Origin of the sequence: Stenotrophomonas sp. NPDC078853 (assembly GCF_044901215.1) — a bacterium.
Taxonomy (GTDB): domain Bacteria; phylum Pseudomonadota; class Gammaproteobacteria; order Xanthomonadales; family Xanthomonadaceae; genus Stenotrophomonas; species Stenotrophomonas lacuserhaii.
The window spans coordinates 66,102-91,526 of record NZ_JBJDOQ010000015.1; the positions used below are offsets into that span (position 1 = coordinate 66,102).

The 25,425-nt window shown below is 63.1% G+C and carries 20 protein-coding genes and 2 pseudogenes; 14 read left to right on the forward strand and 8 right to left on the reverse strand.

The window, feature by feature from the left end; all coding sequences use genetic code 11:
* The first annotated feature begins 32 nt into the window (after positions 1–32).
* Positions 33–974 carry a prolyl aminopeptidase gene (gene pip, locus ACI2JH_RS15055; protein WP_101099621.1) on the forward strand — a complete coding sequence of 314 codons (942 nt, stop codon included), beginning with the start codon at positions 33–35 and terminating at the stop codon, positions 972–974.
* Positions 975–1,103: 129 nt separating this feature from the next.
* On the opposite strand, the gene ACI2JH_RS15060 is transcribed toward pip, so the two are convergent.
* From ACI2JH_RS15060 to ACI2JH_RS15075, 4 genes are read right to left on the reverse strand one after another with little or no spacing between them, the layout of a single operon-like run.
* Entirely contained in the window at positions 1,104–1,898 is a 795-nt protein-coding gene (locus ACI2JH_RS15060) for an N-formylglutamate amidohydrolase (RefSeq protein WP_404736597.1), read from the reverse strand.
* Positions 1,891–2,445: an NUDIX hydrolase gene (locus tag ACI2JH_RS15065; RefSeq protein ID WP_404736598.1), complete on the reverse strand. Its 555-nt coding sequence runs from the start codon at positions 2,443–2,445 to the stop codon at positions 1,891–1,893. Before ACI2JH_RS15065 ends, ACI2JH_RS15060 begins: the two co-directional genes overlap by 8 nt.
* The gene (locus ACI2JH_RS15070; RefSeq protein WP_372487469.1) at positions 2,442–3,458 is read right to left on the reverse strand and encodes a 5'-3' exonuclease H3TH domain-containing protein; all 1,017 of its coding nucleotides are present in this window, start codon (positions 3,456–3,458) and stop codon (positions 2,442–2,444) included. Before ACI2JH_RS15070 ends, ACI2JH_RS15065 begins: the two co-directional genes overlap by 4 nt.
* Entirely contained in the window at positions 3,455–4,036 is a 582-nt protein-coding gene (locus tag ACI2JH_RS15075) for a nitroreductase (RefSeq protein WP_101099624.1), read from the reverse strand. Before ACI2JH_RS15075 ends, ACI2JH_RS15070 begins: the two co-directional genes overlap by 4 nt.
* Positions 4,037–4,481: 445 nt before the next feature.
* On the opposite strand from ACI2JH_RS15075, the gene ACI2JH_RS15080 reads away from it, so the two are divergent.
* From ACI2JH_RS15080 to ACI2JH_RS15125, 10 genes and pseudogenes are all read left to right on the forward strand, one after another.
* On the forward strand, positions 4,482–6,797 hold the full coding sequence (locus ACI2JH_RS15080; protein WP_404736599.1) for a DUF1631 domain-containing protein: 2,316 nt from the start codon (positions 4,482–4,484) through the stop codon (positions 6,795–6,797).
* Between the two features lie 272 nt (positions 6,798–7,069).
* The gene (locus ACI2JH_RS15085) at positions 7,070–11,722 is read left to right on the forward strand and encodes an RHS repeat-associated core domain-containing protein (RefSeq protein ID WP_404736600.1); all 4,653 of its coding nucleotides are present in this window, start codon (positions 7,070–7,072) and stop codon (positions 11,720–11,722) included.
* Positions 11,723–12,431: 709 nt separating this feature from the next.
* Positions 12,432–13,976, forward strand: a pseudogene (locus tag ACI2JH_RS15090) (RHS repeat-associated core domain-containing protein); the annotation flags it as partial.
* A gap of 120 nt (positions 13,977–14,096) precedes the next feature.
* Positions 14,097–14,423: pseudogene (locus tag ACI2JH_RS15095) on the forward strand (hypothetical protein); the annotation flags it as partial.
* 17 nt (positions 14,424–14,440) lie between these two features.
* Positions 14,441–14,881: a hypothetical protein gene (locus ACI2JH_RS15100; protein WP_182657545.1), complete on the forward strand. Its 441-nt coding sequence runs from the start codon at positions 14,441–14,443 to the stop codon at positions 14,879–14,881.
* A 1,034-nt stretch (positions 14,882–15,915) separates the two neighbouring features.
* Positions 15,916–16,350: a hypothetical protein gene (locus ACI2JH_RS15105; protein ID WP_404736601.1), complete on the forward strand. Its 435-nt coding sequence runs from the start codon at positions 15,916–15,918 to the stop codon at positions 16,348–16,350.
* A gap of 235 nt (positions 16,351–16,585) precedes the next feature.
* Positions 16,586–16,777 carry a polymorphic toxin type 37 domain-containing protein gene (locus tag ACI2JH_RS15110; RefSeq protein ID WP_372487472.1) on the forward strand — a complete coding sequence of 64 codons (192 nt, stop codon included), beginning with the start codon at positions 16,586–16,588 and terminating at the stop codon, positions 16,775–16,777.
* Positions 16,778–18,071: 1,294 nt separating this feature from the next.
* Positions 18,072–18,530 carry a hypothetical protein gene (locus ACI2JH_RS15115; RefSeq protein ID WP_404736602.1) on the forward strand — a complete coding sequence of 153 codons (459 nt, stop codon included), beginning with the start codon at positions 18,072–18,074 and terminating at the stop codon, positions 18,528–18,530.
* A 453-nt stretch (positions 18,531–18,983) separates the two neighbouring features.
* On the forward strand, positions 18,984–19,430 hold the full coding sequence (locus ACI2JH_RS15120) for a hypothetical protein (protein ID WP_404736603.1): 447 nt from the start codon (positions 18,984–18,986) through the stop codon (positions 19,428–19,430).
* A 90-nt stretch (positions 19,431–19,520) separates the two neighbouring features.
* Entirely contained in the window at positions 19,521–20,606 is a 1,086-nt protein-coding gene (locus tag ACI2JH_RS15125) for an NAD(P) transhydrogenase subunit alpha (RefSeq protein ID WP_101099630.1), read from the forward strand.
* A 246-nt stretch (positions 20,607–20,852) separates the two neighbouring features.
* Here the strand turns inward: ACI2JH_RS15125 and ACI2JH_RS15130 are convergent, their stop codons facing one another.
* From ACI2JH_RS15130 to ACI2JH_RS15140, 3 genes are read right to left on the reverse strand one after another with little or no spacing between them, the layout of a single operon-like run.
* Positions 20,853–21,287, reverse strand: coding sequence for a DUF3106 domain-containing protein (locus ACI2JH_RS15130; protein ID WP_319274348.1), 435 nt, complete (start codon positions 21,285–21,287; stop codon positions 20,853–20,855).
* A 4-nt stretch (positions 21,288–21,291) separates the two neighbouring features.
* The gene (locus ACI2JH_RS15135) at positions 21,292–21,618 is read right to left on the reverse strand and encodes a hypothetical protein (RefSeq protein WP_346591021.1); all 327 of its coding nucleotides are present in this window, start codon (positions 21,616–21,618) and stop codon (positions 21,292–21,294) included.
* Positions 21,615–22,193 (reverse strand): RNA polymerase sigma factor, encoded by a 579-nt coding sequence (locus tag ACI2JH_RS15140; RefSeq protein ID WP_404736604.1) that lies wholly within the window; start codon positions 22,191–22,193, stop codon positions 21,615–21,617. Before ACI2JH_RS15140 ends, ACI2JH_RS15135 begins: the two co-directional genes overlap by 4 nt.
* A 96-nt stretch (positions 22,194–22,289) precedes the next feature.
* Between ACI2JH_RS15140 and ACI2JH_RS15145 the strand changes: the two genes are divergently transcribed.
* Both ACI2JH_RS15145 and ACI2JH_RS15150 read left to right on the forward strand, forming a co-directional pair.
* Positions 22,290–22,610: an NAD(P) transhydrogenase subunit alpha gene (locus tag ACI2JH_RS15145; protein ID WP_042613078.1), complete on the forward strand. Its 321-nt coding sequence runs from the start codon at positions 22,290–22,292 to the stop codon at positions 22,608–22,610.
* The gene (locus ACI2JH_RS15150; RefSeq protein ID WP_404736605.1) at positions 22,607–24,067 is read left to right on the forward strand and encodes an NAD(P)(+) transhydrogenase (Re/Si-specific) subunit beta; all 1,461 of its coding nucleotides are present in this window, start codon (positions 22,607–22,609) and stop codon (positions 24,065–24,067) included. The genes ACI2JH_RS15145 and ACI2JH_RS15150 overlap by 4 nt, the downstream gene beginning before the upstream one ends.
* A gap of 220 nt (positions 24,068–24,287) precedes the next feature.
* Here the strand turns inward: ACI2JH_RS15150 and ACI2JH_RS15155 are convergent, their stop codons facing one another.
* On the reverse strand, positions 24,288–24,719 hold the full coding sequence (locus tag ACI2JH_RS15155) for a hypothetical protein (protein WP_404736606.1): 432 nt from the start codon (positions 24,717–24,719) through the stop codon (positions 24,288–24,290).
* 121 nt (positions 24,720–24,840) lie between these two features.
* Between ACI2JH_RS15155 and sufT the strand changes: the two genes are divergently transcribed.
* A complete protein-coding gene (sufT, locus tag ACI2JH_RS15160) occupies positions 24,841–25,392 on the forward strand; it encodes a putative Fe-S cluster assembly protein SufT (RefSeq protein WP_042613066.1) in 552 nt (183 codons plus the stop codon).
* The last annotated feature ends 33 nt before the right edge of the window (positions 25,393–25,425 follow it).

Consider the following 25,425-nt stretch of genomic DNA (forward strand, 5'->3'; position numbering starts at 1 on the left):
CGCGCGCGGGGCATCACCACGGAGCTGCAAGCATGCGTACGCTGTACCCCGCCATCACCCCCTACGACGTCGGCACCCTGAAGGTCGACGACCGCCACACGCTGTATTTCGAACAGTGCGGCAACCCGGACGGCAAGCCGGTGGTGATGCTGCATGGCGGGCCGGGCGGCGGCTGCAGCGACAAGATGCGCCAGTTCCACGACCCGGCCAAGTACCGCATCATCCTGTTCGACCAGCGCGGTGCCGGACGTTCCACCCCGCACGCAGACCTGGTGGACAACACCACCTGGGACCTGGTGGCTGATATCGAGAAACTGCGCGAGCATCTTTCCGTTGAACGCTGGCAGGTATTCGGCGGCAGCTGGGGTTCCACGCTGGCGCTGGCCTATGCGCAGACGCACCCCGAGAAGGTGACCGAACTTGTGCTGCGCGGCATCTTCATGCTGCGCCGCTGGGAGCTGGAATGGTTCTACCAGGAAGGCGCCAACCGCCTGTTCCCCGATGCGTGGGAGCATTACCTCAAGCCGATCCCGGCCGTCGAGCGGCACGATCTGATCTCCGCGTTCCATCGTCGCCTGACCAGCGAAGACGAAGCCACCCGGCTGGCTGCGGCCAAGGCCTGGAGCGTGTGGGAAGGGGCGACCAGCTTCCTGCATGTGGACGATGACTTCGTCAACAGCCATGAGGACCCGCAGTTCGCGCTGGCCTTCGCGCGCATCGAAAACCACTACTTCGTCAACGGCGGCTTCTTCGAGGTGGAAGAGCAGCTGCTGCGTGATGCGCACCGCATCGCCGACATCCCCGGCGTGATCGTGCACGGCCGCTACGACGTGGTGTGCCCGCTGGCCAACGCCTGGGAGCTGAGCAAGGCCTGGCCGAAGGCGAAGCTGCAGATCAGCCCCGCATCGGGCCATTCGGCGTTCGAAGCCGAGAACGTGGACGCGCTGGTGCGCGCGACCGATTCGTTCGCCTGAGCCAGCCGCGTGAACCTGCCCGGTGGCTGAACCTGCCCCGGTGGGTGACGACCGTTGGTCGTCACGCTTTCACTGGCAGAAGCGCGTGACGACCAACGGTCGTCACCCACCAAGTGCAGAGGCCAGTGCCTACCGTTGCAGCAGCGCTGCCTGCAGTCCGTTGAACAGTCGCGCCAGCCGATCCGCCCAGGCCTGCTGGCCGGCTTCATCGGCGATCAGGTCCTGACGGATCTCCAGTTCCACATGCACCAGGCCGCGGCCTTCCCCGTGCACCGGCACCGCGTAATCACTGCTCGGGGTAACCGAATACGGCTGGTTGTCACCGACCGCCAGGTCGCCTTCTTCCCCCAGTGCGCGCAGCAGCGGATGCGCGAAGCGCGTGTCCTGGTGGTACAGCACGCCGGCATGCCAAGGGCGTTGCACGCCGTTCATCACCGGGGTGAAGCTGTGCATCATCACCAGCAGGGTAGGGCGCGCGGCATCGCGGCGTGCATCCAGTTCCGCGTTGATGCGTGCGTGGTACGGCGCATGGATGGCTTCGATGCGTTGCTGCCGCTGTGCAACCGTCAGCGCCGCGTTGCCCGGCACCACGGTGCCATCGCTGGTTTCGGGGATCAGCGTGGGCGATGCCAACGGGCGATTGCAGTCGATCAGCAGCCGCGAATACGTCTGTTCGATGGTCCAAGCGTCCAGCCGCTGCGCCAGCGCGCGGGTGGTGCCGGCAATGCCGATATCCCAGCCGATGTGCCGGTCCAGCTGCGCCTGCGGCAACCCGAGCGTGCCCAGCGAGCGCGGTACCTGCTGCCCGGCGTGGTCGGCCAGCAGCAGGAACGGCGATGCGCCCTGCGGCCGATGGATCGTGTACACCGCAGGGTCATCCGATCCCAGCAGCGCCGATGACACGTCTGCTCCGGCATCAGCCACGCGGGGCTCCGTCCAGGTGGTGTTCGATCATCCACAGCCCGGCCCACAGTTTGGCGTCCAGCTCGTAACCGTCGGCGATCTTCTGCACCAGCCATGCCGCTGCCTGCGCACGCGGTACCTCGTGCACGGTGATGTCTTCGCTGTCATCACCACCGCCGGCGCCGACCCGGCTCAGACCGGTGGCGCGCACGAAGGCGATCTTTTCGCTGCTGGCACCGGAAGAGGTGGGGCCGATCATCAGGACCTCGGCCTGTTCGGCGGTCCAGCCGGTTTCTTCTTCCAGTTCGCGCACGGCGGAAATTTCGATGGATTCGCCGGCGTCGATGTCGCCGACCAGTCCGGCCGGCATCTCGATCGTTTTGGCCTGCAGGGGTACGCGGAACTGTTCCACGAACAGCACGTTGTCCTGCGGAGTGACCGCGATGATGATCGCCGCCAGTCCACCGGCATGGGTGCGTTCGCTGTATTCCCAGGTGCCGCGCACGACCATGCGCTGGAACTTGCCTTCGAATACGACACGCGGGGCTTCGTTGTTGCGCTGGCTCATGCGAACTCGCTCGATGGAGGATAAGGAGAAGGTGCTGAGGCGTCGGCCAGGCCGGCGGCGGCGAACAGCCGGCGGCGGGTCAGCGGGCCGAAGCGCAGGGTGCTGCACAGGCCTTCCAGCAGTTCGCCGTCGGCGTGGCCGCGCGGCATGCCGGCAACGGTGCCATCCAGCGGTGCATTCAATGCAATGGTGGTCAGCTCGCGCCACAGCAAGGCGTGCTCGCGCTGTTCGCGCAGCCGCACCGCCATCTGGCTTGCACCGCGCAGGCGCAGGAACGGCACCTCGTCCAGGCGTTCGTACAACGCGTCCAGGCTGCCGAAGTGGGCCAGCAGCACGGCGGCGGACTTGCTGCCCACGCCGGTGATGCCGGGGATGTTGTCCACCGCATCGCCGCACAGCGCGAGGAAATCGGCGACCTGGTGCGCGTGCACGCCGAGCCGGCCCTTCACCCCGTGCATGTCCCAGCGCACGTTGCGGGCGAAATCCCACTGTTCATCATGCTGCAGCAGCAGCTGCGACAGGTCCTTGTCGGCGGAGATGATGATGCCGCGGTGGCTGGCGCGGTGCGCGTGCAGGGCGCTGCCGATCAGGTCATCGGCTTCGTAATCGTGGTGGCCCATGACCGCCAGCCCGAGCGCGGCGCACAGCGCCTTGCAGTGGACGAACTGGCGCCGCAGTTCCTCCGGCGCCGGATCGCGGTTGGCCTTGTAGGCCGGGTACAGGCGGTTGCGATAGCAGCTGTCCAGCGCCTCGTCGAAGGCGATGGCGATGTGCTGCGGGCGCTGGCGCTCCAGCAGCTCCAGCAGGAACCGGGCGAAGCCGTGCACCGCGTTGGTCGGCCAGCCCTGCGCGTCCTGGAACTGGTCGGGCAGCGAGTGCCACGCGCGGAAGATGTAGATGCTGGCATCCACCAAGTACAACGGCGGGCGTGCAGCGGCTTCAGTGGCAAGCGCCTGCGCGATGCCTTCGGCCATCGGATCCAGCGCGTCCAGCGGGTCCACCCTTGCGCTCACGCCGTGCCCGTCCAGTCCTGCAGCAGCGCGGCGGCATCGGGCCGGTCGCGTTCCGGCACGGGAGTCTTCGGGGTGCCGATGTGGATGAAACCGGCGATCTGTTCCCCTTCGGCCAGGCCCAGATGGGCGCGCACTGCCGGGTCGAAGGCCATCCAGGCAGTCAGCCACTGCGCGCCGAAGCCGTACGCCTGGGCGGCCTGCAGCAATGCGAAACAGACGCAGCCGGCGGTCATCAGCTGCTCCTGCTCGGGCACCTTGGCGTCCGGCTTGAGGCTGGCCACCACGGTGATCACCAGCGGCGCGTGCGAGAAGCGCTGGCGATCCTTGTCCAGCTGCGCGGCGGAAATGTCCGGATCGCGCTGCAGGGCGCGCTCGGCCAGGAAGGCGCCGAGGGCATGACGGGCATCCCCGCTGATTTTCAGGAAACGGAACGGCACCCGCTTGCCGTGATCAGGCACACGCACGGCCGATTCCAGCATGCGCAGCAGGGTGGCGGCGTCCGGACCGGGCTCGCCCAGCTGCCGCGAAGGCACGGAACGGCGGGCGTCGAGGGCGAGCAGGGCAGCAGGTTCAGACATGCGGGGGAACCATCCGTTCGGAGCGGAACGCCAGTATAGCGAGCGCCATCTGGCGCCCCGCTGAGTCCCCGTGATGTCCGCCAGCGTGAACCGCCAAAGTGCGAACTGTCTTCACGCTGTAGATGAACGGTTCATCACCCTCGCGGCGGTATAGTTCGAGGCCGGACGGGCCGCCGGCCCGTTTAACTCCCCCCAGCGACAACTGTGATGTCCATCATGCCCCCGCCTTGCGCCGAGCGTGTTGCAGCGCTCGCGCTGCAGGCCCTGCAGCGCTTACGATACGTACCTTGCCGGTCGTCTGGTCATGGGGTGCGGAAGTGAGGACTGTTTCACTGTCCGCAGTGGCGTGGACGGCCTACCATCGATCTGCTGGCGCTGGGGAGGCGCGGGCAGTCATGTCATCGTTGTCGTATCGAGATTCTGCGAAGGTGGGGAGCCTTCTCGCATGGTGACGCCCAGTCCGATGGGAGCGCCGGGACGCGACGCGTCCCAGCTCATGCTGGTCCGTGAGGCGGCATTGCCGGCCATCACGCTTGCGTTCACGACCGTGCTTTCGCGGTTTGACGACGTGCTGTTCGATCGCGCCGCTACCGCAGGCGCCTCCCAGCTGTTGTTCCTGGACGGCATGCGTGAACTGCGTCGCCGCCGCCAGGAGATCAGTGACGGTTTCTCCGCCCACCTGCAGCGCAGCTGGGATGCCTTTGAAAGCGGCGCGCCGCTTTCGGCGGAAGCGACGCTTTCCGGCCACCGCGACGACGGCCTGAGCCTGGTCGGCGAGCACGAACTGGAATCGCGGCTGGCGGTGCGCCAGTTCGCGATGCTGCTGCTGCGTGATTTCAAATCCGTGCTGGGCCGGCTGGACCTGCGCCTGGGCTGGATCGGCGGCGGGCTTGAACTGGACGCCGACACCAACCCGATCAGCCCCGAACAACTGGGCGTGGCCATCCACGAAGCCTTCGCCGGCTGCGAGCTGGCCCCGGAAGTGCGGCTGGTGCTGATCAAGTTGTGCGAGCGCGACCTGCACGCCCCGATCGGCAAGATCTACGAAAAAATCGACGACCACCTGGCCAAGGCCGGGGTGTTGCCGAATGTCTCCGCACCGCGCCGCGCGGCCCCGCAACGGGCCCCCAGCCCGCCGCCGCAGGGCATGCTCGACGATCTGGTGGAACAGCGTCATCCGCCCGGCCCCGACGGTGCCGATGGCAGCCAGGGCGCACCGGCATGGGCACAGCGCTTCACGGATCGCTGGGCCCAGCAGCGCGGCAACCTTCAGGGCCACCCCGGCGATGTCGACGGCGGCCAGGGCGGCCCCGGCGGTGAGCAGGGCATGCTGCTGGACGCGCTGCACGAACTGCTGCGGCAGACCCGCCATGTGCGCGAGGACGCCACGTCCGCCGCGCAGGTCGCGGTGGGTCAGCAGCGTCCGCTCAGCCAGCGCGAGATGATGTCGGTGCTGTCCCTCCTGCAGGCCACGCCAAGTGCGACGCTGCGCGCGGCGATCGGCGAAGACGGTGAATCGTTGGCACAGCGCCTGAAAAGCGAAGTGCTGTCCAATGCCACCCAACTGGGCGTGGATCCCAGCCAGGCCCGGCTCGATCCGCAGGACGAAGATGCCATCGACCTGGTCGGCATGCTGTTCGACGTGATGCTGGACGAGCGTGAACTGGAAGGCCGTTCGCGTGAGTTGATCGGCCGGCTGGTGGTGCCCTTCGTCAAGGTCGCCATGCTGGACCGCCGCATGTTCGTGCAGAAGACCCATCCGGCGCGCAAGCTGCTCAATTCGCTGGCCGAAGCATGCGAAGGCAACACCGGCGAAAGCCAGGCCGAGCGCGTGCTGATGGGCAAGGTCGAAGAAATCATCGAACGGCTGGTGGCCGAGTTCAACGAGAACCTCGCCATCTTCCTGACCCTGGAAGAAGATTTCCGCGATTTCCTGGCCCAGCATCGGCGCCGGATTGAAATCGCCGAGCGGCGTGCCGCGGAAACGCAGCGTGGCCAGGAAAAACTGGAAATGGCCCGCGCCCGCGCCAGTGCCGAACTGGACCGTCGCATTGCCGACGCCACCCTGCCGCAGGCGATTGCCGAGTTCCTGCGCCAACCGTGGCAGCACCACCTCACCCTGGCGCTGCTGCGTGAAGGCGAAGAGGGTGCATCGGTAGCCGAAGCCCTGACCCTGGCCGACGGCCTGCTGGACGAAGTGGCCGAAGCGCGCCGCAAGATCGTCGGCAAGCCGTGGCTGCAGGCCTGGCAGCCGGCTTTGGGGCGCGTGTTCGCCAGCGTCGGCGTGCACGGTGATGGCGCCGCGCGCGCCGTCGATGCGTTGCACGACACCCTGCAGAGCATCGCCGAGTCGCGCCCGGAACTGGAGCGCGCCCTGCCTGAGCTGCCGCAGGTGGTACTGCCCGCCCCGCCGGCTTCGGATACCGCATCGGTGGAAGTCACCGCGTCGGTGGAAGACGACAATTTCGACAATGCGGACGCGGATCGATTCCGCCGCATGGAGATTGGTATCTGGCTGGACTTCATCGACAAGGACGGCAAGGCGCAGGCCGGCAAGCTGTCGTGGATCAGCCCGATCTCGCAGCGCCTGCTGTTCGTCAACCGGCGCGGCGTACGCTTCTGCGTCGCATCGCCGGAAGAACTGGCGGTGATGGTGCGCCTGGGGCGCCTGCGCCCGCACGTGGATGACGGCGCCTTCGACAGTGCCATGCAGGGCGTGATCGATCGCTTGGATCCGCGCGGAAACACCACCGTCCACTGATTGACGGGTAGCGCCGAAGGCGGCGGCAGGAGCCGCTGCCAACGTCGCTTGCGACGGCCCGCAGGGTGCCGGTCAGGACGAGCGGCTTAGCCAGGCTCGGCGGTCGGTGTCGCGTAGAACTCCATAGCCACGCTCTAACGACGAAGCGAGATCAGTTGAACGATCCGAAAGAGCGTGCAGTGCCACAACACTAAGATTGCCTTTACGGTTTCATGACCGCGCGCTTGGTGCTGGTCCGAGTCATTCGGACCTCCGGCGCGAGGAGACACGAGTTGAGCCTTAAGCTGATCAATGTTTTTCGCGCTGTTGCGGCATCCGCCGCACTCCTCTTTCTGATGCAGTCCGCTGATGCGCAGGAAGCAATCAGAACGTGGGAGGGAGGGGCGTCGCCTGGAACGATCTATTGGACAGAGCGTGGCGCGCAGAAGGCCATAGAAGCGCGCTTCGAGAAGCTCGCCGAGTCTGGCCCCCTCCATTGGGAGGTTAACAACCAGGCGATATTTTCCGATAAAACGATATATGACTACCATGTCGTGCCGGAAGTCGGTTCGATGACGGACTGGAAATATCAATTTCCATGGAATGAATACGTGGCAACCGAGGATGAGGCCCGAGAGCAAGCGATCGAAGAGTATCGGAGAGATAATGGATGCCCCGGGCCGACCGCTTCAGAAACATTCTGGGATACAGATGGAGATGGTTGGGGTGTGGATGGCTCCAATATGTTTGAGAGCGGCACCTTCGTCATAAAATTTAACTGGCATGACTACCCTAACGGCTGTATAGAAAGGGTTGCAAGGGGCGTCATCAGGCGCGAGCGATACGTTAAATGTCGCAATCCAAAGATAATGGAGTGGCGCCGGGATCTCAACGTGTGCGCCATGAAGCGTCCTTGGAATATTGCAGAAGATCCTGCAGTCTTTACGTATTGGAGTGAGCCTCTAGGAAACGAGTGCAAAGTTGGCAATCCTTGCGATCCAAGTACGGGGGACAAATATGAGGCCGAAAGCGACATTTCGCTGCATTGGGTTGCATTCGAGCGCTTCTATCATTCGTCTAGCAGCACCGCCGGAGGGGCGTTTGGGCACGGATGGACGCATTCGCACAACGTTCGGCTCAGTGTCGCACTTGATCACTATTCGAGCCCCTCTAGCTATTATCTCGGTCTGACAGAGGCGGATGGCACCCATGTTGCCTTACTTCGCGTGGGAACCGAGTGGGAGGCGAGAAATGGCAGCGGCGACCGGGTGTCGCAGCAGGGCACCGACTGGACGCTCCGGCGCCGCGACGAAGTCATGGTCTTCAATGCAGCCGGCAGACTGCAATGGCGCGAGTTCGAGGACGGCACCTGGCTTCAATACGCTCACGATGCGCGCGGCCGCTTGCTGTCCATTACGCATTCAACAGGGCGACAAGTAACGCTCCAGTACGCGCTGCCGGCGGACGATAATGTCATTTCGTCGCTCTCGATCGGTGGCGTCGTCGTCGTCTCCTATCTCTATAACAGCAACGGCAAGTTGGTTTCGGCAAGCTACCCCGACAGTGGTGCACGCACCTACCATTACGAGGACAGCCGTTTCCCGCAGCACCTCACAGGCATAACGGCGGAGGATGGACAGCGATTCAGCTGGTTCGGCTATGACGAAAAGGGCCGGGTCACCTGCAGCCGGCATTCGGGCGACTGCACGCAGAGCGACGTCGGTGTGGATGGTGTCAAGCTGGCCTATACCGCGACGGGCACCGTCGTGACCGATGCGCTCGGTCGGCAGTCGAACTTTGGGCTGACGGCCCCAGGCACCAGCGGCCTGCCGCGCAAGGTCAATGGCATCACCGATACCCAGGGAAGCATCAGCCGAACGTACCTGCCGGAAAGCACGGATTTCCGCAGACGCGTGCAGAGCGTCACGGACCGTCGCGGCACGACGACCAGCCATCTGTATGCAGACATCAATGATCCCGCCGCGGGTGCGGTGCAGAGCCACACGGTGACCGAAGCGGTCGGACTGCCCGAGCAGCGCGTGTCGACCACCCAGGTAGCGGTCGGCAGCAACCGCGTCGTACTGCAGCGCGAAGCCAACCGCGAAACCCGCATCACGCGCAATGCGAGGATGCAGCCGGTCTCGATCACCGTGGAGGACCTTGTCAGCGGGCAGTCGCGGGTGACCACCCTTGCCTACTGCGAGGCGGTGGGAGCCGATTGCCCGGAGATTGGCCTGCTGCGCAGCGTGGATGGACCGCGCAGTGGCGTGGCCGACACGGTCACCTACGTGTACTACGCCGCCGACGATACCGGCTGCAGCAGCGCCGGCGCGTGCACGTTCCGCAAAGGCGATCTGCGCAGCACCACCAACGGTCTCGGACACAAGGTCGACGTGCTGGCCTATGACGAGGCGGGGCGGGTACTTTCCTCGCGGGACGCGAACAATGTAATCACCGACTATCGTTACCATGCGCGTGGCTGGCCGACGCAGGTCATCGTCCGTGGCGCTACCACGGCGGCCGACCGGATCACTTCGATTGCGTACTGGCCGACCGGCCAGGTCAAGCAGGTGATCCAGCCGGACGGCAGTGCGATCACCTACGAATACGACGCCGCGCAGCGCCTCACCGACGTCGCCGACACGGCAGGGAACACACTGCACTATGTTCTGGATAATGCGGGAAATCGCCTGCAGGAGAAGGCGCTAGACAATGCAGGTACGCTTCGCCGCACATTGGCACGCGCGTACGACACGCTGGGCCAGCTGACCGCGCTCAAGGACGCGGGTAACCACGCTACGACCTATGGCTATGACGCCAGCAGCAATCCAACGCTCGTCACCGATGCCTTGCTCCGCCCCAGCACACAGGCATTCGACGCGCTGAATCGCCTGGCGCGTTCTCTGCAGGACAGCGCGGGTGTCGCGGCCGAGACCCAGATGCAGTACGACGCGCTGGACAACGTTACGCGCGTTACCGATCCAAAGGGCCTGCATACCAACTATCAGTACAACGGCTTCGGTGACCTGCTGGTCCTTTCCAGCCCGGACACGGGGAACGCCACGATGACATTCGATGCCGCAGGTAACAGGGTGACGCGTACCGATGCGCGTGGCGTCACTGCGACCTATGGCTACGATGCGTTGAACCGCGTTACGTCCATCGCCTATCCCGATCCCACTCAAGACGTGGGGGTGCAGTACGACGTCGCACCGGCGGCATGCGCAGCGACAGAGCGCTTCGCCATCGGCCGGGTTGGGCGCGTGGTTCACCCCGGTGGATCTACCCAGTATTGCCACGACCGCTTCGGTCAGGTGACCCGTAAGATCCAGACGATCAACAACGTAGCGACGACCTTGCGGTACACCTACACCAAGGCGGGACGGCTTGCCTCTGTGATCTATCCCGGTGGGGCGGTGGCCGACTACATGCGGGATGCGCAGGGCCGCGTCACCCAGGTAGGAGTGAAGCGTGGAACCCTGGCTCGACAGGTTCTGGTCAAGCAGGTGGGCCATGCGCCGTTCGGTCCCATCACCGGCTGGACCTATGGCAACGAACGTCGCCTGAACCGTCCGCATGATCAGGACTACAGGGTGAGCAGCGTCAGCGATGCGTCGACCGGTGGGCTCAAGCTCGGATTTGGATATGACGCAGTGGGGGCGCTTACCCAGCTGCGTGCCGGTGCATCCGGAAGCGTGCTCGCAACCTACGGTTACGACGGAATGGGGCGCCTGTTGCAGGCGGCGGATGCTGCGGGGATGCCGACGCATACCTATGGCTGGGACGCGACCGGTAACCGGTCGCAGGCCGGCAGCGCTGCCGGAACGCTGGCGTATCACTATCCGGCTACCAGCCATCGCCTGACCAGCGTGGGTGGGCAGGCGCGGAGCTATGACGCAGCGGGCAATACGACGCAGATGAACGGCCTGACCTACGCGTACAACAGTGCTGGCCGACTGGGACAGGTCAAGCAGGGAGCCACTTCGCGGGGAATTTACCGCTATAACCACTGGGGCGAGCGCGTGCTGCGGCAGGCGGGCGGCAAGACCACCTCGACGCTGTACGACGAATCAGGCCAGTGGCTGGGCGAATACAGCGCAAGCGGGGTGCCACAGCAACAGGTGGTGTGGCTGGAGAACTATCCGATTGCGGTGTTCAGTGAGTCCACTGCCGGTGTGCCGACACTGGGCTACGTGCAGCCGGATCACCTGGGGACACCGCGGGTGATCATTGACGCGGCGCGTAATGTGGCTGTGTGGGAGTGGGCGCTGACGGGTGAGGCGTTCGGGGCGGATGCTGCGAATGAGGATCCTGATGGCGATGGCGTCGCGTTTGGATTTGCGTTGCGGTTCCCGGGGCAGCAGGTGACGCCGGAGACGGGGCTGAACTACAACTATCAGCGGGATTATGATGCTGGGGTGGGGCGGTATGTGCAGAGCGATCCGATTGGATTATTGGGCGGGCTTAGCACATATGGGTATGTGGAGGGTGATCCATTGCGATCGGTTGATCCACTCGGACTACAGGTGGTGGGGAGTCCAAACGAGATGAAAATGTGGGGCCAAGGGCACAACATTCGCTCCCCTGATTTTGTCAAGGTTAGTGTGTCATTCTATGTTTTTGGCGCGTCTCGCTCTTTTTCTCGAAGCGGGAACACATTTGTGGCTGGGGGCCTAAGTCGACCTTATCCTTCTCCCAATGGGCGCCTGCAGGCTTCGCTGAGTGTTGGGTGGCTCAATCAATGCGAAGTTCCCACGGGCGCCAAGGTCGATGATCATCTCGGGGGGTTCGGAATTTCGGGTGCAGGCGGCTATCGCGGCGTGGGCGGAGGGTTAAATTATTCTCCAAACGCGGGAACTTCGACTGAGGTGGGCGTCGGAATAGGTGGCGGGTTCTCTCCTGGTGAGGTATCTCGAAGTGACGGAAGCTGGGGAGGTTCGTGGTGAAAGCCAAACTCGTTCTAGTTGCATTGGTGTGTACTTTTATTGTGATAAGTTGGTTGTCAGTTACGCGAAGTCTGGTTCGAGGTGATTGGTCTGGCCGACCAAGCGACGGGGAATTAAAGGCCGCTAACGAGGGTTTGAAATTCCCGCAGAATAGTGATGCCCGAACGCAGAGAGCGTTGTCCCGCGGAACATTTATCGGCATGACGGCTGAAGCCAAGACGGCGTTGACGGTCGAGGTGGCCTCAAGGCACTTCCTTGATTTGGCAAGGCGAAATGAATGGACGTTACGATCTGACCGATTCGTCGCTAGGGGCCGGAGGATGATCTTCTGCGATGGCAGGTTTGCACACGATATTGAGCTGTCTGCACGCGGGGCTGAAGCATTGATATACGCGGGAACGTACTGGGAAACTGACGTAAATAGTCCTCGTTACTGTAAGGCGGAAAGTGCCAAATAAGCCGGTAAGAGTGTGTTTAATGTTGCCAACGAGTGTTACCCGCGCTCAGAGTTGCCATGTGAAAAGGACGGGGCTTGGAGGTGCGGAAGCCTTTCTGGGGTCGGCACTCGGGCGTGAGCTTCGAGACTCTTCTCGCATCTTGAAAGGTTGGGGGCTGACGTGTCGACCGCCGTCGCTTTGATGGAATTCAGCCGCTATGTATCTTCGGCCGTTTCTTCTGCCCTGAGAAAGATCGCATCAAATGAGCGCGTCCAAAGGGCCTGCATACCAACTATCAGTACAACGGCTTCGGTGACCTGCTGGTCCTTTCCAGCCCGGACACGGGGAACGCCACGATGACCGTCGATGCCGCAGGTAACAGGGTGACGCGTACCGATGCGCGTGGCGTCACTGCGACCTATGGCTACGATGCGTTGAACCGCGTTACGTCCATCGCCTATCCCGATCCCACTCAAGACGTGGGGGTGCAGTACGACGTCGCACCGGCGGCATGCGCAGCGACAGAGCGCTTCGCCATCGGCCGGGTTGGGCGCGTGGTTCACCCCGGTGGATCTAGCCAGTATTGCCACGACCGCTTCGGTCAGGTGACCCGTAAGATCCAGACGATCAACAACGTCGCAACGACCCTGCGGTACACGTACGACAAGGCGGGACGGCTTGCCTCTGTGATCTATCCCGGTGGGGCGGTGGCCGACTACATGCGGGATGCGCAGGGCCGCGTCACCCAGGTAGGGCTGAAGCGTGGAACCTTGGCTCGACAGGTTCTGGTCAAGCAGGTGGGTCATGCGCCATTCGGTCCGATCACCGGCTGGACCTATGGAAACGAACGTCGCCTGAACCGTCCGCATGATCAGGACTACAGGGTGAGCAGCGTCAGCGATGCGTCGACCGGTGGACTCAAGCTCGGATTTGGATATGACGCAGTGGGGGCGCTTACCCAGCTGCGTGCCGGTGCATCCGGAAGCGTGCTCGCAACCTACGGTTACGACGGAATGGGGCGCCTGTTGCAGGCGGCGGATGCTGCGGGGATGCCGACGCATACCTATGGCTGGGACGCGACCGGTAACCGGTCGCAGGCCGGCAGCGATGCCGGAACGCTGGCGTATCACTATCCGGCTACCAGCCATCGCCTGACCAGCGTGGGCGGTCTGGCCAGGACCTATGACGCTGCGGGCAACACAACGCAGATGAATGGTCTGACCTACGCCTACAACAGCACTGGCCGGTTGGGACAGGTCAAGCAGGGGAGCACTTCGCTGGGAATTTACCGGTATAACCACCGGGGCGAGCGCGTGCTGCGGCAGGCGGGCGGCAAGACCACCTCGACGCTGTACGACGAATCAGGCCAGTGGCTGGGCGAATACAGTGCAAGCGGGGTGCCACTGCAACAGGTGGTGTGGCTGGAGAACTATCCGATTGCGGTGTTCAGTGAGTCCACTGCCGGTGTGCCGACACTGGGCTACGTGCAGCCGGATCACCTGGGGACACCGCGGGTGATCATCGACGCGGCGCGTAATGTGGCTGTGTGGGAGTGGGCGCTGACGGGTGAGGCGTTCGGGGCGGATGCGGCGAATGAGGATCCTGATGGGGATGGGGTCGCGTTTGGATTTGCGCTGCGGTTCCCGGGGCAGCAGGCGACGCCGGAGAGCGGGCTGAGCTACAACTACCAGCGGGATTATGATGCTGGGGTGGGGCGGTATGTGCAGAGTGATCCGATTGGGTTGGCGGGTGGGGCCGGCACCTACCCCTATGCCGGCGGAGTTCCGATCACCCACGTTGACCCTTTAGGATTGCAGGAATTCCATCCTGGGGTCAGTAAGTCAGAGACTGGTGCCTATACAGTTAACTGGAGATATTACGTTAATAGAAGTTTGGAGGCGCTCGGGTTGCCGGCCGCATTCGCTGCGGGAGCGGGCGATTTCGGTCAACAGTACGCTAACCAGTGGTCAGCCACCCATGCAGTTGGTGGGGCACACAATGGATGGATCGGTCAGGACAAATATTTTCATTGTATGGCGAATTGCCAAGCTGCGCAGAAAGGCATGGGAGGCGTGGCCGCTGCCCAGTGTATAAGCGACGGGCGCGAAAGGTTCGACCAGAGGGTTAAAGGAGATTCTGCTGACGACTCGGCGGCTGATCAATTAGCAAACCTGCTTGGACGATCGTCAGGGCAAATGAATTCTGGAGGGAATTGCTCGCAGATGTGCGGAATCTATCGTCCAGGCGGGAACTTCCCATTTTAATTACGTGGAAACCTACAGTGGGAATCTTCAAGCCTTTCATGGCAATAAATTTGATTATTGCAATTTCAGGATGTGTCGAAGTTGCGAGCAACGAGTATGCCAATCGCGATCAAGCCCAAGCGATGCAGGCAATTGGCGATTCCAAATGGCTGCCGCTGTGGTTGCCTGAAGATGCCATGGATATTCGTGAGACGCACGACATGGATACAAATGAGTCATGGTTGGTTTTTGTTCCCAGTAGCGGAACTTTTATCTTGCCGGAAGAGTGTAGGAAAACGACAGAGCTAGAGATGCCGGACAGCAGCGTGATGCAGCGGTTTCCGCGATTCGCTCGTGCAGCTCGGTCACGCGCATCGGGCAACGCAGGCACGTCCTACTTATGTCTAGAGGGCAATACTAATCGATGGGTGATGCACGATAAGGAATTGAACTTGGTCTACAGTAGGGTGAAGTTCTGAGGCGAGATCTGATCTAGCCCCCGAATCATGGACGGGGTTTGGAAGCGTTGGGTCTGCGAAACTAACCCTGACGTCTGAGTGCTTGGCGGGGCGAGCTGCGACTTTAAGCGTGGTTTTCGCCGGAGCGGGTATAGGGGTCGGTTCGCCTCTAACTCTCACCGTCTCAAACGTTACTCTATCCGGCGGGAACCTGATGCTAGTTGATCCCGGCGACCTAGTTGGTCCAGCGAGCCTACTTTCGATCGGTGCTGCTGTTGGTGGTGGTGCTGCCTTGTACGAAGTGAAACTCGGGGCTGTGAAGTCTGTCGGATGGGGAGGCCAGGGTGGCTGGGACGCATCTGCTAGCTATATCGGGGGATTTTCAAGAGCTAGCGAGGACGGAGTAGTGTGGAGTAAATGCGGGTGCTGACTGTTGATTTGGGGTTTTGGCTGTTCTCCATATCCTTCGTCCTCATGGTGTCGATTATGGTGATACGGGGCATTGCGGTAGCGCGTTTGCGGAGTAGAGATCGGGATGCGTGGGCCAGGCTGAGCTCTCCCCAGCTTCTCGAGCGAGATCACTTTTTTCAGAAATTTCCCTTCAGGGGCTTGGGGGCTGTGTACTCCGCGGAGTGTAGAGCGCATCGGCTCGTACTGATCGCCTTCGTTGTGAATGCCGTTATATTTCTCCTGGCCCTGTCTGGAGCTTTCGCATGCTTGGTTATGCATGAGTGATTTAGGCTGAGTCGACGCTATGTTTGATTGGAGAAGCATGGTTGAGGGTGCATTGGAGGCCTTGGCGTTCCCTGTCTCTGCTCCGGTTGCGGTGGTTGTTCAAGCTGGCGAGTATTAAGACATGTTGCAAGATCGCACGATCGGCAGCGATAAGTGCTTCCACTGTGTCGCCAATTGCCAGCCCAGTCGCGCAGCTGGCAAGTTCGCCGCCTGCGCAGTTGCAAACTCTCGGGAGGACGTTATGGGAAGAAATCTCACTGTTCCTGTGAATGAGCAGAACATCAAAGATATTTTAAAGGCTGAAAACGAGTTGATCCGGCATGGCTGCGGTTGCAACTAAGTTCCTGTTTTTCGCTGCGATGGTCTTGGTTGCTGCCTGCCAGGCTGAGCAGGAGGCAACCGTCCTAAGCGAAAGATTCAACGTTTGCGCGGCACTCCCGCCGGGTGTCACGTTTCAGCCTCAAGCGCCTCGGCCGGACTTTGACTTGGGCAACATCCAAGTGAATGATTCAGTGGCCGAAGTTCAGATAGGTGGGCACCCAAGGTTCTCACATAGAACTGTCAAGGAAGGTATAACCGCAACGGATGGATTCAAATTACTCGGTAAGGAAAGAACCGATAGAAAAGACAAGTTTTTGTTCGCTTACGAGCGTGGTGATGAGGCGGGGCCGGTATACGTAATGGTTATGGCTCCAGATTTGCATGAATTTGAGCTGGTTCTGAATAGGAGGGCTCTTTTGGTGGTTTGCGGATAGTCCAGTCGGCTCGCGACGTAGAGCGGCACGATGTTTGCGGGTGCAAGGCGGTTGGGCAAACCCAAGAGCCTCGGCGATCTCTGATGGAATGATCAACTACTGCCACGACCGCGCGGTCAGGTGACCCACGGAGCGACGACCTTGCGGTACTCCAACACCAAGGAGGAGCGACTGGCTTCTGTCATCTATCCGGGTGGCGCGGCGGCTCCCGCTTTGCCAGGTACGCGAAAGGTTCATGTCCGCCGAAGGACGGGCCGAAGTGGGGTCCGTAGCCCGAAGGGGCACTCTTACACGAGCGGACGCGGATGGTAACGTAGGGGTTCCCAGTGGGTGGGGCGGTTCAGCGCACCGAGGCTCGCACCAGGACGTGCAAGATAAAAGGGTGGGGGCTCGCGACAATGAATGCCCAGGAGGCAGACGACGATGAGTGGCCAAGAGCACCTCGAAATAGAGATGGCTGGTGTCAAGTTCTATTCCTCTCAGGATGAGCTTTACTTTTTCACATGGTTGAAAAGTATTGGATCAGTGTGCGACGTATTTGGTCAGGGGCGAGCCATATACGCCGTTATTGATAGGGGGGGGCTTACGTTTGACGACGCACTTGAATTCATATCACTTTTCCGTCGCTATCTGATTCCGTTTTCTGAGCTAAAGCGTTTGGATGTTCCAGAAATATCAAAGAGATTCAGGGATCCAAGTGGATTTTGGTACACGGAGGTGTTCGGGGATGGGGGCGATTAGAATGACCAGCGCGTCTCGCCAAACTGCTGCGGTTCAATGGTGGCGGCGGGCTTCTATCATTCTCCGCACGCCGACAATTCGACCGAGCTGGCGTCGGACTAGGGAGCGGGCTATCGCCTGCTGAGTCCCTTGAGGTGACGTAAGCTTGGGAGATGGGTGGTGAAGTCCAAATTTACCCTTGTGGCATTGGCCTGTATATTTATCGTGATGAGCTGGCGGTTGGTTACACAAAGTTTGGTTCGAGGCGATTAGTCTGGCCGACCAAACGGCATGGAATTACGGGCGGCTAACGAAGATTTGGAATTGCCGAAAAATAGTGATGTTCGAACGCAGAAGGCGTTATCGCGCGGAACATTTATCGGGAGGACGGCTGAAGCCAAGGCGGACTTGACAGTCGACGTGGCCTCCAGACATTTCATTGATTTAGTAAGGCGCCATGTTAGCAAGGCGCCATGACTGGACGTTACGATCCGACAGATTCGTCGCTATGGGTCGTAGGATGATATTTTGCAATGGAAGGGTTTCAGATGAAATTGAGCTATCAGCGCGAGGGCGTGAAACCCTGATTTATGCGGGAACTTGCTGGGAGACCGATGTGGATAGTCTTCGTTACTGCAACGAGAAAATAGCCAGATGAGCCAGTATGGCTGTGCTAAATGTAATTGGCGGGGCAGGGCGGTCTTAAGAGGGAAGCGCATCGTGAGATCTGATTTCACTGATCTCTTCAGACGGTGCGCACTTGATGTTTTTCAGGGACGGCGAGGTTGCTGTAATTGGGGCAAGCGAGGAGTGAGGGGGCTGAGCATGGACGTGTGCGCTCGACGCCAGGTTCCTGAAGCGATGTATGCTCCGTCTATCATCCCGCAGGATTGCCGGCAGCGCTGCTGAGATGACATGTAAAAGAAGCCTGGTAATGCTAGTGCTCTTGGCTTTTGTGATCTTATCTACTGGGCTTTGGATGGTCCGCCAGTTGGATATAGATGGCTGTCTTGACGCAGGAGGTAGATGGAACTACGTGGTGGATGGATGTGAGCTCAGTTGAATCCGACTTTTATAGCGGCTATGTGACGTCTCTCCGGCCGGGTTTCCTGATGCTTGGCTCAAGCGTGTTGGATAGGAAAAAGTATGCGGAGTCTGAGATGGATAAGGGCGGGGTCGTTCAATTAGCGATAGCTGATTTAACTTTCTTCTCGCCTCGCGACGAAGAAAACCTGTTTGCCTGGCTTGCATCCGTTTCTGCGATTGAAGAGATCAAGGGTTCGGGCGATTCAATATATTTGCGCGTGGCGACATCTCTTGGGGATGATGACCTGATGGAGCTGATCTCAATTTTCAGCCGCTACGGCATCGACATGGCGCAGCTGTCGATTTTCGATGGCGTCAGATTTCCCTGGCTGAGGGAAAAGGGAATGTTCTGGTACCAGCCCATGTTTGGATGACAGTACGCCGTCAAAAGCGTCGGCGGCCAAAGCAGCATGCGTGGTGGAACAGGCCCCTCTTATGCAGGTCAAGCCAGCCGGAGGGCACGCCTTCCCGGCTGGGCACCGGATGGGCTGTCGTCAACATCCTGCATGAGAGGGAGCGACGCTCAAATCACCTCCAGTCTTATCCTTATGCCGAGTGCGCGCAGCCCGCAGTGCACGCTGTCGAAATATAGAGGGCGGGTGCCGCTCATCCGCGCGGCGCACGTGCGAAGCGGTACTCGCGCGTTGGGTCACAAACGTAGCGCCAGCATGTCGGCCACGATGAACGGAGCAAGGCATCACGGGCCGATATACCATCGCGCCTTGGCGGAACCGCATCGCGTCGTATTTGACACTTTCACGGTGGGGTCCGGTGTAGTGACATGGAGCCTATGGCCGGTGTGGCCACCCAGGCAGGAGAAGACAAGGATGATGTCGATATTCTCGCGGCTGTTTGCGCCCAAGGCCGCTTTGAGTCGGTTGGAAGTGCTGATCGTGCACTGCGTGCAGGCGCAGCTGAACCCGGAAATGGCGACCCGCTGGGCCGGTCAGATCCTCTGCATTACGGGTATCGAACGCCTGCCCGGAAGACGCACGATGCGCCTGCACCAGACGTCGCGGGGCAAGCCAGTGGTAGACAACGGCCTTGCCCTGCCGCTCGCTGGGCATGACGTGACGTTGGCCGAGGTGACGGTCAGCGTCGCCGGTGGCTTCACGCCGCTCAGGGCCGTGCTGCATTGCCAGAACGGGCTGCTCTCGGCGATTGAATATCACGATGACAGTACGTGGATGGACGAGGTTGCCAGCAGGCGCGGCGCGCACGACCTCACCCTCCAGTGCATCCTGATGCCGGACGCTGCCCTTGTCGTGGGATAGATGAAACCGCTCGCCGGCGCAGGCCGCCAGGCCAGCAACGGCGCGTGGGGCGCGCTACTATCGGCTTATTACCGATCAGCGGGGAAGCGTATGTCCGTAGCGTTGCTGGGGGTCAAGGAATCCGCATCCGGAGAGCGCCGCGTCGCGCTGACGCCGGAAACCGCGAAGAAACTGGCCGCACGCGGTGCCATGGTCTGGTTCGAGGCCGGTGCGGGCACCGCGGCGGGCTTCACCGATCAGGCCTATCTGGATGCCGGCGCGCTGCTGGTCGATGACACGCGATGGGCCGACATCGATGCGGTGCTTTGTGTGCAGTCCCCCGATCCTGCCCGGCTGGCACGTCTGAAGCCCGGTGCCAGCGTGGTGGGATTGCTGCAGCCAGCCCGTGATGCCGGATTGGCCGCGCTGGCTGGCGACCCGGGCTTGCAGCTGTTCCCGCTGCAGCTACTGCCGCGTACCACCCGCGCGCAGTCGATGGATGTACTGAGTTCGCAGGCGGGCATGGCCGGTTACAAGGCCACGCTGATCGCCGCCCAACGGGCGCCGCGCTTCTTCCCGATGTTGACCACCGCGGCGGGCACGGTGCGTCCGGCCAAGGTGCTGGTGGTGGGCGCGGGCGTGGCGGGGCTGCAGGCTATTGCCACGGCGCGACGGCTCGGCGCGCAGGTGGAAGGCTTCGATGTGCGACCGGAAACGCGTGAGCAGATCCAGTCGCTGGGTGCGCGCTTTCTCGACCTTGGCGTCAGCGCGGCCGGCGAGGGCGGCTATGCGCGTGCGCTGACCGATGAGGAGCGCGCGCTGCAGCAGCAGCGGCTGGCCGACCATCTGCGTGGCGTGGATGTGGTGATCTGTACGGCGGCGGTGCCGGGGCGCACGGCGCCGGTGATCCTGAGCCAGGCGATGGTGGAAGGGATGGCGCCGGGCAGCGTGATCGTGGATCTTGCTGCGGAAAGCGGCGGCAATTGTGCGGTGACCGTGCCGGGTGAGTGCATCGAGCACGCTGGCGTGGTGGTGGATGGCCCGTTGAACCTGGCCAGCCTGGGCGCGGCGCAGGCCAGCGAGATGTATGCCCGCAACGTGTTGAACTTCGTCAGCCTGTTCGTGCATGACGGGGAAGTGCGGTTTGATTGGGAGGATGAGTTGTTGGCGAAGACGCGCTGGGTGGCCGGTGGCTGAGCGGTAATCTCAACTGCAACAGCGTGACGACCAACGGTGGTCACCTACCGGGGCGAGAGCGTGACGACCAACGGTCGTCACCCACCGGGGCAACAGCAGGACGGCCAGCGGCCATCACTATCGGGGCGAGAGCGGGACGACCAACGGTCGTCACCCACCGAGGCAACAGCGGGACGACCAGCGGCCGTCACTACCGAGGCGAGAGCGGGACGGCCAGCGGCCGTCGCTACCGGAGCGTCGGCGCGGTCAGTCGCGGTTGCGCGGGCGCGGCGGGTTGTCGCGTACCCATTGGCGGCGCTGGTCGTTGCTCATCGTGCCCCAGCGGGCGCGCAGTTCAGTGCGCTGCTCCGGGGTCATGCCGCGCATCTTGGCGAACAGCGCGCGCGCCTGTTCGCGCTGCTCGGGGGTCATGCCATCGAAACGGCGCATGCCCTTGCGGGCCTGGTCGCGCTGCTCCGGTGTCATCGATTGCCAGCGCTGGCCGTGCTGCAGCATGCGCTGGCGTTGTTCGGGTGGGGCGCTGTTCCAGCGGTCACGCAGCGGCGCGACCAGTGCGTCGCGCTGGGCCGGGGTCAGCTGTTCCCAGGCCGGCGGCGCGGCTTCCTGCGCGAACGCCGCGCCGCTGGCGCTCAGCAACACCAGCAGTACAGGCAACAGGCGGGAAGGGAGATAGGCGTTCATCAGGTCACTCCATCGCCAGGTCGGTGCTGGCCAGCCACAGGTAAAGATCGGGGTTTTCATCCAGCGCGGCGCCATCGCTTTCCAGCGCGGCCACCATCGGCGCCACCGCCGGCAGCGGTGAAGGCGGCGAGCGCATCTGCAGGCTCAGCCCGACGCCCAGCGCGGCCACCCCGGCAAAGGCGGTAGCCATCCACCAGGCAGGTCGCCGCCGCGATGCCGCCGTGGCATGTCGCGCGTTGCGCAGGCGCGCCAGGGTGGCGGGCGACAGCGCCTGCACGGCCTGCTGGTGCAGGGCCTGCAACTGGTCGTCGGGGGGCAGGGTGCGGCTCACGTCGGATTCTCCATCAGGGTTCTCAGCGCGTCGCGGGCACGCGCCAGGTGGGTCTTTACCGCGCCTTCGCTGCAGCCCATGGCGCGTGCGGTGGTGGCGCCGTCCAGGTCCTGCAGCACGCGCAGGGTGAAGGCTTCGCGCTGTCGCGGTGGCAGCGTGCGCAGGGCCTGCACCAGCGCATCGTACTGTTCGCGCCCGGCATGGACGTCGGCCGGGCCCGGACCCTCGTCGGCCCAGTCCACCGGCTCACCGTCGCTGTCCACGTTGTCGCGCCAGAACGGCAGGCGGAAGCGGCGACGGCGCTGCAGGTCGATCACCCGCCGGCGCAGGATGCTCCAGAACAGCGGCGGCCACTCGGCGGCCGGCTTTTCCCGGTAGTCCAGCATGCGGATCAGGCTGTCCTGCACCGCGTCCAGCGCATCCTCGCGATGGCGCAGGCCGGCCTCGGCGAAGCGGAACGCGCGCGGTCCCACCCCGGCCAGGAACTGATCCAGTGATGCGGGCGGTGCGTCGGCGGTCGGGGCCAGGGGGCTGCTCACCAGCACAGGGTACGGGTCCTTCGTCGGGCTCACCATGGACAACGCGTGCAGGCAGCCCGCGTTGACAGCAAAGCGCGCGCGGTTCAGCGCATGGTTATGATGGGGCCTACATCCAGAGCGGGAGTCGTGCCGGTGAGTGACGGATTCGTGGCGCTGTACATCTTCATGCTGGCGGCCATCGCCGGCCATGTGATCATCTCGCGGGTGCCGGTGATCCTGCATACCCCGCTGATGTCCGGTTCGAACTTCATCCACGGCATCGTGCTGATCGGCGCGATGGTGGTGCTGGGCCACGCGCAGACGCCGCTGGAGAAGATCCTCGGTTTCGTCGCGGTGGTGCTGGGCGCAGGCAATGCCGCCGGCGGTTACGTGGTCACCGCGCGCATGCTGGAAATGTTCAAGCCCAGCGTCAAGCCGGCGCCCACCGACGCCGACAAGGAGCCGCAACCTTGAACGTCAGCACGCCTGAACTGCTGGATTGGCTGGTCAAGACCAGCTACCTCGTCGCTGCCACGCTGTTCCTGCTCGGCCTGCAGCGCATGGCCTCGCCGCTTACCGCCCGCAGCGGCATCCGCTGGGCCGGGCTGGGCATGCTGGTGGCCACCGTTGCCACCTTCTTCCTGCCCCAACTGCACAACATCCCGCTTATCCTGGTCGCGCTGGCGTTGGGCGGCGGATTGGCGTGGTGGTCAGCCGGCAAGGTCGCCATCACCGACATGCCGCAGATGGTGGCGCTGTACAACGGCATGGGGGGCGGTTCGGCCGCGGCCATCGGTGCGGTGGAGCTGCTGCGCTGGTCGGCGCTGGCCAACCGCGATACCAGCCACTGGAGCGCGCAGGCGTTGGCCGACCTGGCCGCGCGCCAGCCTTCGGCGATGGTGCTGACACTGGCAGTGACCGGTGCGGCCATCGGCGCGGTCTCGCTGTCCGGTTCGGTGGTCGCCTGGGCGAAGCTGGACGGTCGCCTGGACCGGCGCATCACCTGGCCCGGCCAGCAGGCGCTGAACATGATCGTGGCGCTGGCCGTGGTGGTGCTGGGCATCATCGCCGCCAGCACGCTGGCACCCTGGGCGATCATCGCCTTCTTCGTGCTGGCCCTGGCGCTGGGCGTATTGATGACCCTGCCGATCGGCGGGGCGGACATGCCGGTGGTGATCTCGCTGTACAACGCGTTCACCGGCCTGGCGGTGTCCTTCGAAGGCTACGTGCTGGGCAACGAGGCGCTGATCATCGCCGGCATGATGGTCGGTGCGGCCGGCATCCTGCTGACCCGGCTGATGGCCAAGGCGATGAACCGGCCGATCAGCAACGTGCTGTTCTCCAATTTCGGCGGTGGTGCGGGCGGCGAGGCGCAGGAAATCACCGGTGCGCAGAAGCCGATCGATGCCTCCGACGTGGCGGCGATGATGGCCTTTGCCGAACGCGTGGTGATCGTGCCGGGCTACGGCATGGCCGTGGCCCAGGCGCAGCACAAGATCTGGGAGTTGGCGCAGCGGCTGATCGCGCGCGGGGTGAAGGTGAAGTTCGCCATCCATCCGGTGGCCGGCCGCATGCCCGGGCACATGAACGTGCTGCTGGCCGAAGCCGGCGTGCCGTACGACCTGATCGCCGACATGGACGACATCAATCCGGAGTTCCCGAGCACGGACGTGGTGCTGGTGATCGGTGCCAACGACGTGGTCAATCCGGTGGCACGCACCGATCCGGCCAGCGTGATCTACGGCATGCCGATCCTGGATGTGGTCAATGCGCGCAACGTGGTCGTGATCAAGCGCGGGCGCGGTACCGGTTTTGCCGGGATCGAGAATGCGCTGTTCTATGCGGACAACACCCGCATGCTGTACGGCGATGGGGCGGCGGCGGCGGGTTCGCTGGTGAGTGAGCTGAAGGGGCTGGATGGGGGGCACTGAGCCCCATCCGCCGCAAGGGAATGACGGCCAGCGGCCGTCACTACTGCGCGTGGTAGCGCCGAGCCAAGCCCGGCGAGCGCAGCGGAAAGCAACAGCGTGACGACCAACGGTCGTCACCCACCAAAGCCGGTCGTCACCCACCAAAGCCGGTCATCACCCACCAAGGCCGCCCGTCACCCACCAGAGCCGGTCGTCACCCACCGAACCTGCTGGCGCTGCGTCAGACGCGCTTCTGCCAGCCCAGCCATGCCGCGAACACCACCGCTACCGGCAGCCACAGCCAGTCGGCGGTGACGTTGGCCAGCCCCACCAGCGTCCACGCCAGGTGCGGGCCCATGCGCAGTGCGGACTCCCAGGGAGTCAGCCCCATCGATCCGCCCAGCCACGCGCTGGCGATGCTCCACCAGGCCAGCGCGGTCACCAGCAGTGTGCCGCCGGCCACCAGCAGGGCGCGCAGCACGCCGCCGCGCAGGGTGCCCAGGCGCAGCATGAACAGCAGTTCCAGCGCCACCACGACCGCCATCCAACCCAGCTGGCGGCCGGTCATCAATGCGAAGAACACCCAGGCCAGCAGGGCCGTGCCGGCGCCGATCAGGTACATCACGGGCCAGAGCCAGGACACGGTCCTGGTGCGTACAGCAGGAGAGGGCATGCGGATTTCCCTTTGGATGCCAACAGGATACTGGGTTTGCCGCAGTGCACGGGCGGGCGCCGGGCCGCTGGGCTAAAATGTCGCCTTGCGCGGCGCGTCCGCAGCCCCCAGATCGAGCCTCATGTATTCCCGTAGCAGTGAACCAGTCCACTTCGAACGCGACTGCGAGGCCGTCATGGTCCCGCAGGGCGAAACGGTGACCCTGCCCGCCGGCAGCTATGGCTATATCACCCAGGCCTTGGGTGGCAGCTATACGGTGTTCGTCGAAGGCAACCTGTTCCGCATCGCGGGACGGGATGGCGATGCCATCGGCAAGGAGGCCCCGGCACCGCTGGAGCTGCCTGACGACGCCAGCGATGAACAGGTCGAACAACTGGTGTGGCAGCAGCTGCGCACCTGCTTCGACCCGGAGATCCCGTTCAACATCGTCGACCTCGGTCTGGTCTACGAAGTGGAGCTCAAGCACCTGGACGATGGCCGCCGCGAGGTCGACGTCAAGATGACCCTGACCGCGCCCGGCTGCGGCATGGGCGACATCCTGGTCGACGACGTGCGCAGCAAACTGGAAATCATCCCCACCGTGGCCGAGGCCGACGTGGAACTGGTGTTCGATCCACCATGGGGCCGCCACATGATGTCCGAGTCGGCGCGCCTGGAAACCGGCATGCTCTGACCCGACCGTACGCCGCCCGCGTGGTGGAATCCC